Annotated in this window: 12 protein-coding genes; all 12 read right to left on the bottom strand. The window is 40.2% G+C overall.

Annotation, left to right across the window (positions count from 1 at the left end):
- Window positions 1-393 (bottom strand): hypothetical protein (locus F6K13_RS11040; protein ID WP_287287392.1); only part of this gene is annotated, 393 nt, incomplete at its 3' end.
- A 2-nt stretch (window positions 394-395) separates the two neighbouring features.
- Window positions 396-698: a hypothetical protein gene (locus F6K13_RS11035; RefSeq protein WP_287287391.1), complete on the bottom strand. Its 303-nt coding sequence runs from the start codon at window positions 696-698 to the stop codon at window positions 396-398.
- Window positions 699-913: 215 nt separating this feature from the next.
- Window positions 914-1,363 carry a hypothetical protein gene (locus F6K13_RS11030; protein ID WP_287287389.1) on the bottom strand — a complete coding sequence of 150 codons (450 nt, stop codon included), beginning with the start codon at window positions 1,361-1,363 and terminating at the stop codon, window positions 914-916.
- A 204-nt stretch (window positions 1,364-1,567) separates the two neighbouring features.
- On the bottom strand, window positions 1,568-1,927 hold the full coding sequence (locus tag F6K13_RS11025; protein WP_287287388.1) for a hypothetical protein: 360 nt from the start codon (window positions 1,925-1,927) through the stop codon (window positions 1,568-1,570).
- A 52-nt stretch (window positions 1,928-1,979) separates the two neighbouring features.
- The gene (locus F6K13_RS11020; protein WP_287287386.1) at window positions 1,980-2,624 is read right to left on the bottom strand and encodes a hypothetical protein; all 645 of its coding nucleotides are present in this window, start codon (window positions 2,622-2,624) and stop codon (window positions 1,980-1,982) included.
- A 117-nt stretch (window positions 2,625-2,741) separates the two neighbouring features.
- Window positions 2,742-3,719 (bottom strand): hypothetical protein, encoded by a 978-nt coding sequence (locus tag F6K13_RS11015; RefSeq protein ID WP_287287385.1) that lies wholly within the window; start codon window positions 3,717-3,719, stop codon window positions 2,742-2,744.
- Window positions 3,720-3,843: 124 nt separating this feature from the next.
- Window positions 3,844-4,131, bottom strand: coding sequence for a hypothetical protein (locus F6K13_RS11010; RefSeq protein ID WP_287287384.1), 288 nt, complete (start codon window positions 4,129-4,131; stop codon window positions 3,844-3,846).
- Window positions 4,132-4,177: 46 nt separating this feature from the next.
- On the bottom strand, window positions 4,178-4,753 hold the full coding sequence (locus F6K13_RS11005; RefSeq protein ID WP_287287382.1) for a siphovirus Gp157 family protein: 576 nt from the start codon (window positions 4,751-4,753) through the stop codon (window positions 4,178-4,180).
- Window positions 4,754-4,982: 229 nt separating this feature from the next.
- Window positions 4,983-5,597: a hypothetical protein gene (locus F6K13_RS11000; protein ID WP_287287381.1), complete on the bottom strand. Its 615-nt coding sequence runs from the start codon at window positions 5,595-5,597 to the stop codon at window positions 4,983-4,985.
- A gap of 151 nt (window positions 5,598-5,748) precedes the next feature.
- On the bottom strand, window positions 5,749-6,198 hold the full coding sequence (locus F6K13_RS10995) for a hypothetical protein (protein WP_287287380.1): 450 nt from the start codon (window positions 6,196-6,198) through the stop codon (window positions 5,749-5,751).
- Between the two features lie 76 nt (window positions 6,199-6,274).
- Window positions 6,275-6,631 carry a helix-turn-helix domain-containing protein gene (locus F6K13_RS10990; RefSeq protein ID WP_287287379.1) on the bottom strand — a complete coding sequence of 119 codons (357 nt, stop codon included), beginning with the start codon at window positions 6,629-6,631 and terminating at the stop codon, window positions 6,275-6,277.
- Window positions 6,632-6,795: 164 nt separating this feature from the next.
- Complete coding sequence (locus F6K13_RS10985) at window positions 6,796-7,251, bottom strand: matrixin family metalloprotease (RefSeq protein WP_287287378.1); 456 nt, start codon at window positions 7,249-7,251, stop codon at window positions 6,796-6,798.
- Between the last annotated feature and the right edge of the window lie 15 nt (window positions 7,252-7,266).

The raw sequence follows: 7,266 nt of genomic DNA, 5'->3' as shown, positions 1-7,266 counted from the left end.
CCAAAAAGTAAATTTTGCCAATTCAATCCCTAACATTACAATACTTAACACTGCTTCTACTTGAAAGTTTTTAACCACTGCAATTCCGAACATAATTGGTAGCATTATTCCTTGTAAAAAACAAAAATATAGGTAAAAATTCAACCCTTCGTTCTTGCCAGATTCATCTAGAAAAGGTATTAAAGCGTACATAACTATACCACCAATACCAGTTCCAATACAAAGACCTGATAATATTATCCATCCATCTTCTAAAATTAATTTTATTCCTCTGGCTACTAAGTATGCAAAACCAGGATTGTATAATAAGAATTTAACGATACTTTTTAGAGACTGAAAGCTCCCAGAAAATTCTTTTTTAAAGACTATAAAGCCAGTGTCTTCTTTTTTCATATTCACCCTCTACCTTTTCTGGTTTTACTGATTTTAACTATTGTTTTTCCGTTCATTATTAGCATTCCTACTGCGTAGGAAAATGATAGAAAAGACATCCCCAAATCAAGGCTGTAATAGAATTTATCTGCTTGAATATTTGGTAATAAAAGTATACTGAGAAGCTTCTCCACTGCTAAGAACATAAGTAAAATAGCAATTTTTTTGCCATCATTTCGGAAATCTTGAAAAAATACAAATGACAGTAGGAGTAATGGAATTCCTAGCACTGTTGAGCATATTGGAATTATTGTTTGTTGAACCATAGTTATTTTTGACTTACAGTAGTAAGACTTTCATTAATTGATAATAGAGAATGGATAATGAATAATTACCTTTGGTTAAAACCGTGCTTGATTGAATTGATCGGAAATCTCTTAGCACCTTTTTTTCTCCTTAAAAGGAGAGGCTTTAAACCTTTGGGGATTAATTATCAATTATCCATTATCCATTGGTAGCAGTCTTTCTACTAAAAATGTTACTAGAAAACTACAAAAACTGGGTCTAAGTTAGTCGATTCAAAATAATACAAAATATCGTAAACTTTGAATTTAGTAAGTTTCAGCTCTAACGGTTTTTTAAGTAACTGTGGTCGCTTAGATTTACGGCTAGTAAATTCGCAACCTTTACAGGAAAAATACTGTCGCACTTTATTGTAGTTTTCCTGTTCATATCCCACATATACTTGCAGCCAAGTATCAAAGTCTTGAGGAATTCTCCAGTTGGGTGAAGTACATCTGTTAGCAATACTAAATAACAAGCCTGGTGCAACCTCGTACAGGGCGTATGTTCCATGGTTAGATGCGTACACGCGGGGGCATAGTGTTTCTACGTCTAATGATGTGCAAGTCAGGACTTTGTTGTTATTGTCAGAAGGAGTTTCGTGGGTGGCAGCCCAATTTAGAAGTCGTGTCTTTTGTTCTGGAGTCATGCTACAATTGTTTTTATCCTATCACGTCTTAATTTGCCTGGGGTTTTCGTGCGCTAGAAAACCAATTACTTCTTTGCCATAAAAAAAAGCTGACCGCGATGTTGTCATCATAGTCAGCCATTTTTATGTCAAATAATTGAAAAGGTTGTGTTAGAATGCTGCTGTATCATAATGCAACTAAAGCAGGCATACTATTTTTGTTGCTTACTGAAAACAGCCTTTGGGGACTGCCATAAACAGCCTTACACCATTACTGTTAGCAATTTCCATCCAGTTAAACCCTGTTAGTTTAGCTACAAACGGTTCTTGCCCACAACAAATCTTCATAGCTTGATATCCAGCTCTCATGGCTATCATCAGTCGCTTCAGGTTATGCTCAGTCTGTTGTGTATTGAAATAGTGGTTAGCAGACTCCAAGTACACAGCTATGTATGCTTGGGAGAGCGACCATTTTTCGGCAACCTTGAGTACCTTCTGGATATCATTGGATTGAATGTCACCTCCATTAGCTCTGGATGAGGCCACAATTATTTTTGACAGTGTTTCTAAAGAATTATCAAGCATTGGGAAAAAGCACCCCTATTACTAGAGGTGCTTACTAGAGAACTAAGGATACTTAGGAGTCAGAGGGTAATGCTTGTTGCTTTGTACCAGTAATTGGCTCGTCTTCGAGAGGTACTATTTTGCCAGCAGCAACTAAAGAAGCATAGCTACCTTTCATCATCTTGCGAGTACCTACAGAATCAATAAATACATTCTCTTGAATGGTAGCAGCCAGGGAACCTATGCTGGTATCGTCTGAAGTGCGTTCTCGACACTCCCAAGTAATAGCCCAATAATTAGCAGTCTTGCCATCGTCAAGGGTAGTTGATTTCTTGATAAAGGTTGGGAGAAACACTTTCTCTGCTGGCTCGGAACCATCGGCCATCATGGTAGTTACTAAAGTGTTTAAGTTACCTAATGATTCGGTTTTGATATATGTCACCATGACTGTCTCGAAAGGTACAGGAATAGCAGTACCATTGCGCTCGGCGACAAACCAAAGCTGCCACCAGTCAGCATCCGTAGTGCTGCCTAAATTGCCATACCATTCACTTTTGGCAATAATAGTCATTGCTAGCTTGTCACCAAGCATACTCTGTCCATTAGTCCACTGGCCAACCTGGCAGTCGTTGCGCAAGTTGTAAGGAATCATAGGGCAAAGAATTACTCCCTTTGGCTTTGTTCCAAACACATTTAGTTTCGGTTTACTTTGAGTCATTTTTTTGAGTTCAATTTACTTTCAAGTACAGCTACAACTGCACCATAACCAACGGCGATAGCCACTCTATGTTTATGTCCGCTGCAAGAGTGTTCCTCTTACAACAGAACATTTGTATTACTGAGGGTTGATAATTGCTACACGGACGTAGACTAATTTAGGTTGTCCGTCTTTTGATTGGATGTTGCGGTAATGCGCCTTCCTCCAGTGTGTGCGCTTGCTAGAATGACTCCCTTCCCTGGTGGTAGGGCTTTCAACTTTTGCCTTTTTATTATTTGGAACCCGTATTATCCTGGGTTTGATGTATTTTCCTTTTTGTTGCGGGGTGAATCCTTTACCAACGGTTTTGGGAATTTCAGACTCGGCGACCTCCCCTATCATTTCTGGGTTAGACTGCAAAATAATATAGGTCATCAAAGCTATTTGTCTTATGATATCAAGGAATTCATCATCATCCTTGTCAACAGTAAACACTCCTAGCCTATTAGATTTATCATAATTAACTTTCCCGTCTTCAATGCCTATTCCAGCCAGCCAAGTAATTGAGTTTTGGTCTACTGTTGTGCAGTGGATAATTGTTTTCTTTTCTTGGGATAAATACTTGACTTCGTGCCCAAAGTTTTTTCCCGTACTATTCTCAGGATATCTCAAATCACTGGTGTGGATTACTAGATGGTCTACTGCTGCCTCACTACTACGGAGTGAGTTGTCTGGAAATAATAACATCATAGTCGGCAGCGATATCTTCAGATTTTTAATAATCTCTTCATTTATAGTTGTGTTGAGCATTGCATGAAATACTTCCTTAGACAAGCAATAGATAGGAGCTTGCTGCACAGCCCACAATGAATATCTATGAGCGTTAAAATATCCTGCTTGGTCATCCATGGAACTAAGCTTTTTAACTACTCCACTGTGGGCAATTGACACCATTTGCATTGCTACCAAAGCTCTCAATTCATTCCATTCCATGTAGCCCCTGGGAAACCTGTAAGGCATGGCTTTATCAATGCGATTAGCTAATGCCTGCATTTCAGGAGCTTTCCTCAACATTGATTTTGAGAGCTTGCTTCTATCCATTCCGTTGCTTGACATTTGATTCTCCTTAGTGTGAGTAAAAAAAATGGAGAAGGTTGCAGGATAGCCTACAACCTTCTAAATCTTACCAATATTTTTTAGAGCAAGATACCTTTACAAAATCAAAGGTTAGTATTAGAAGTCAACAGTTGTTGATATGCAAGCCTGGGATTAAGCCAGCCTCTTTCATCGCTTCTGCTAGTGCTTCATCAGTTGGAGCTTTAATTGCGCCTGTCATTGTGGCTACTCTCAAGTAGATGTCTCGTCCACCGCGACAAACAGTCTGGTTAGATTCGTCGCTGTGACATAAATGATTAGTGCCGGCAATAACATAACTCACTATTTCTTGCCTTGCTCCTTCAGTTATATCTAATGGCTCCTCCCCTGCAAAAGGGCAGGTACGACATGGTTTCTTGTTAATTCTTTGCATTATGCCTCCTGAAAGCAGCAGCAAAGTTGCCACTGCTCAAATACTACTATTTAATACGAACGTGCTTACCGCGTGGCAAAACTTTGGCAATAATCTCTCCATTCTTACCATAGACACAGCCATCCTCTGACTCTTTGGCTAGCTTTTCAATGGCTTTCCAGTCAATATGCTGGATGGTTTCAGTCACAACAAATTCATCTGGCACATTAGCTGAATCAACATCCTGTTGCTTCCAAACAGGAGCAACACTATTAGAACAAACAATGAACTTATAATATTCTCCTTTGTAAGTGTTGCCAGATGAGAGAATAACGTGCTTCACCATATCAATAATACGGCTGGCTGCTTTCTTCTTAACACCAGCCTTCTCTTTCATAGAGCTAGCCTCTTTTATGAGGGCATCACCCTCTTTACTGAGCATCTTAGCTGCAAAGTAACACGCTTCGAGCTTGCTACCAAACTGGTTGATAGATTCTTCTAACTCTTTCTCACATTCTGTGATAGTTTCGGTATCGCCAAAATCTAACGCAAACTGGTAAATGTCCAAGGAGTCCTGAACGTCTTTAGCTAGTTCTACTAACGTTGGCTTTGGTTGAGATTCGTTTTGTTTTACTAATGCCATTTTTCCAAATTATCAACACCAAAACCAACGGCGATAGCCACATATAGCGCTACGCGCAAGTCAGATAGGGGAGCCGTCGGATTGGCGACGTACAGAAGGCGCGAAGTCAGAAGTAATCTCTGACGCTCGTTTTTCCTGTAGAAATGCTGCGCAAATAATATTTGGCAATGTCCGCGCGCTATGCTTCGACTGCTATAAAAAGAGAGGGTAGAAACCCCCTCTAATATAGTTAGCTACCGATTTCCAATAGCTTCCACAATGCCTTTTCCTCTGTCGTCAGAGCTTTGGCAGTTATCGCTACTGCTATCTTCCATTCGCTAGCTTGACCATCGCTACCAATTACGCAACGGTTGTCGTAATACTTTGCCACTAGGTATGCGCACATCACTAATACATCGTATGGGCGATAAGCAGTCTTACAGAAGTCAAAGTAATTACCGTTTTCGTCTTTCTTAGACCATTCATTGGCCTTATAGACTCTGGAAATGTTCAGTGTTTCATAGCTACCGTCGCCGTTAGGAGCGATACGTTTCTCTAATTCAGCGCCACCAAACCATTGTCCAGAAACAACTGTATCGGAGGATGGCATTGGTTTGCTCTTATTGCTCGGCCACACTATGCCGAAGTCTCCTTCAGCAGTCCACTGCCCTGGTTTTTGCTTAGATGAGCCATTGAACCAAATCCTGTCATAGCCAAACTCTGGCTCTGAGTCAGGTTCTCCGTGCCCGCCAACAATATCTATGCCTAGCTTTCTTACCGCTTCGCAGCATAGCTTGGTAGCTAAGGCGATCGCTCCAAAATTCTGAAACTCTGGAGGTCTTTCAAGATAATGAGTGTATCCCATAATTGTTTTCCTTTTAGTACACCATAATCAATGGCAGTAGCCACTCAAAGTTGAAAAAATCAGGCAAGCTAGAGAGGTTAGCTTACCTGTGTTTTGTGATGAGTAGTTTAGGATAAGCCTTTAGTTTTTGCCTACACCTTAAAGGTAATTTCTAGAACAAGCTGAGTTGCTTACACTGCAACCAACTAGGCAAGGGCACGTTTACTATTGGGTAAGCAAAAACCTCTACTCCGTTGACTGCTTTGCTGGCAGCAAGCGTACCCCATGTGCCACTGCCTCCACCGCTCCAAGGAGATTTAGGAGTGCAATTGTTAGGACAAGGTTTGTTAGGAAAGCCTACTGCAATATCTCCAGACGATAGCGTGTTTACCATTCGCTGAGAGCGTTCTGCATAAGCCCAATTCCTTGTTCTGATATCTGCTTGCAGTTCCTGCCTTACATTGAGCCTTAGATAATGGCAATCGTTTTTCCGCGCTAATTCTCCTAATATAGTATCAACTCCAGGAGCGTCTCCTAGTACCCATAGACAGTTTTCTCCAAAATTTTCAGGAAAATACCTTTTAGCAGTTTCCCAGACCTTCTCTCTCTGTGGTACTGTCAATTTTCTCGGACCAGTGAACAATATCCTTCGCATAGTTATCTTCAAAAACACCGTACTCTAAGGCGGTAGCCACTTGTTAAAGTAAATATTCCATTTTTATCTTGGCAATAACTTCCTCAGCAAACCTAGAATCTTCTACCATCTTTTTCAACAGATTAGTTGTCTCTGGATATTTCTTGACCAAGTAAATGTAATCTTCGCGTACTTCCTCAGAGATTTTGTTGCTAAACGACATCAAAAAGTTTTTTTCAACTTCTAACAACTCTGACAGATTTTTTACCACTTTACTGCTCGGGAAGTATGGAGAAACGCCCTTTTCTATTTTGCACAAGTAAGAAGCACTAACTCCTATTTTATCTGCTAGCTCTTTTTGGGAGAGGTTGGCCTCTTCCCTAAGTTTTCTAACCTCTTTGCCAAATTCCTTTGATACCATTTCATTGACTTTTAATTCAAGTGTTGTTATGATAGTCCAGCATTACTAAAAGGAGTTTGCAAATATGTCAAAAATTGCCCGCCACAGAGGACAAAACTGTAGTAGAAGAAAAGTGCTTTCGATTGTTTTAGTCTTATGAAGCAGTAGTCTTCAAGTAGAAAAAGTTACTTGATTAAATAGTAGGTGGTCTCTATCGCCCACCAATCGTAGGGAGTAAACCTGCTTAAGATTCTTTCTACGCTAGTTCCAGCTAAGTTTGTGGTCATTACTGAATCCGTTCTTGTGTTCTCGTGATTCAATCCTAATGCGTGTCCTATCTCATGGTAAGCAACAGTAGATTGATACGAAGTAGGTTGGCTAGTGAAATCTGCATTCAAAATGATGTCCCCATCTATTGGTCGATCGCCAGGGAAGTAGGCAAGCGCCAAGTGCCCCAATGTTTCACCGATACCAATAAGAATATCTGGGTTTGCTTGCTCAGTTAACGTTAGACGAGAATTGTTAGTGATATCCTCAGCTACTGTTCTAAACAACTGCTGAGTTTCAAGTGGCACAAGTGGTCCGAAACCATAAGATATATTCGTTGTTTGCCAATGTTTACCCGTGAGTATGTCATACATTTTATTTCTTATACA

Origin of the sequence: Okeania sp. SIO2B9 (assembly GCF_010672505.1) — a bacterium.
GTDB lineage: Bacteria > Cyanobacteriota > Cyanobacteriia > Cyanobacteriales > Microcoleaceae > Okeania > Okeania hirsuta.
This window is presented reverse-complemented; position numbering and strand designations above follow the sequence as displayed.

Bases quoted from the DNA above. Each gene is read 5' to 3' on its own strand.
- F6K13_RS10985 (WP_287287378.1), bottom strand. From the start codon at position 7,251: ATGTATGACATACTCACGGGTAAACATTGGCAAACAACGAATATATCT.
- F6K13_RS11035 (WP_287287391.1), bottom strand. From the start codon at position 698: ATGGTTCAACAAACAATAATTCCAATATGCTCAACAGTGCTAGGAATT.
- F6K13_RS11030 (WP_287287389.1), bottom strand. From the start codon at position 1,363: ATGACTCCAGAACAAAAGACACGACTTCTAAATTGGGCTGCCACCCAC.
- F6K13_RS11015 (WP_287287385.1), bottom strand. From the start codon at position 3,719: ATGTCAAGCAACGGAATGGATAGAAGCAAGCTCTCAAAATCAATGTTG.
- F6K13_RS11000 (WP_287287381.1), bottom strand. From the start codon at position 5,597: ATGGGATACACTCATTATCTTGAAAGACCTCCAGAGTTTCAGAATTTT.
- F6K13_RS11010 (WP_287287384.1), bottom strand. From the start codon at position 4,131: ATGCAAAGAATTAACAAGAAACCATGTCGTACCTGCCCTTTTGCAGGG.
- F6K13_RS10990 (WP_287287379.1), bottom strand. From the start codon at position 6,631: ATGGTATCAAAGGAATTTGGCAAAGAGGTTAGAAAACTTAGGGAAGAG.
- F6K13_RS11005 (WP_287287382.1), bottom strand. From the start codon at position 4,753: ATGGCATTAGTAAAACAAAACGAATCTCAACCAAAGCCAACGTTAGTA.
- F6K13_RS11025 (WP_287287388.1), bottom strand. From the start codon at position 1,927: ATGCTTGATAATTCTTTAGAAACACTGTCAAAAATAATTGTGGCCTCA.
- F6K13_RS11020 (WP_287287386.1), bottom strand. From the start codon at position 2,624: ATGACTCAAAGTAAACCGAAACTAAATGTGTTTGGAACAAAGCCAAAG.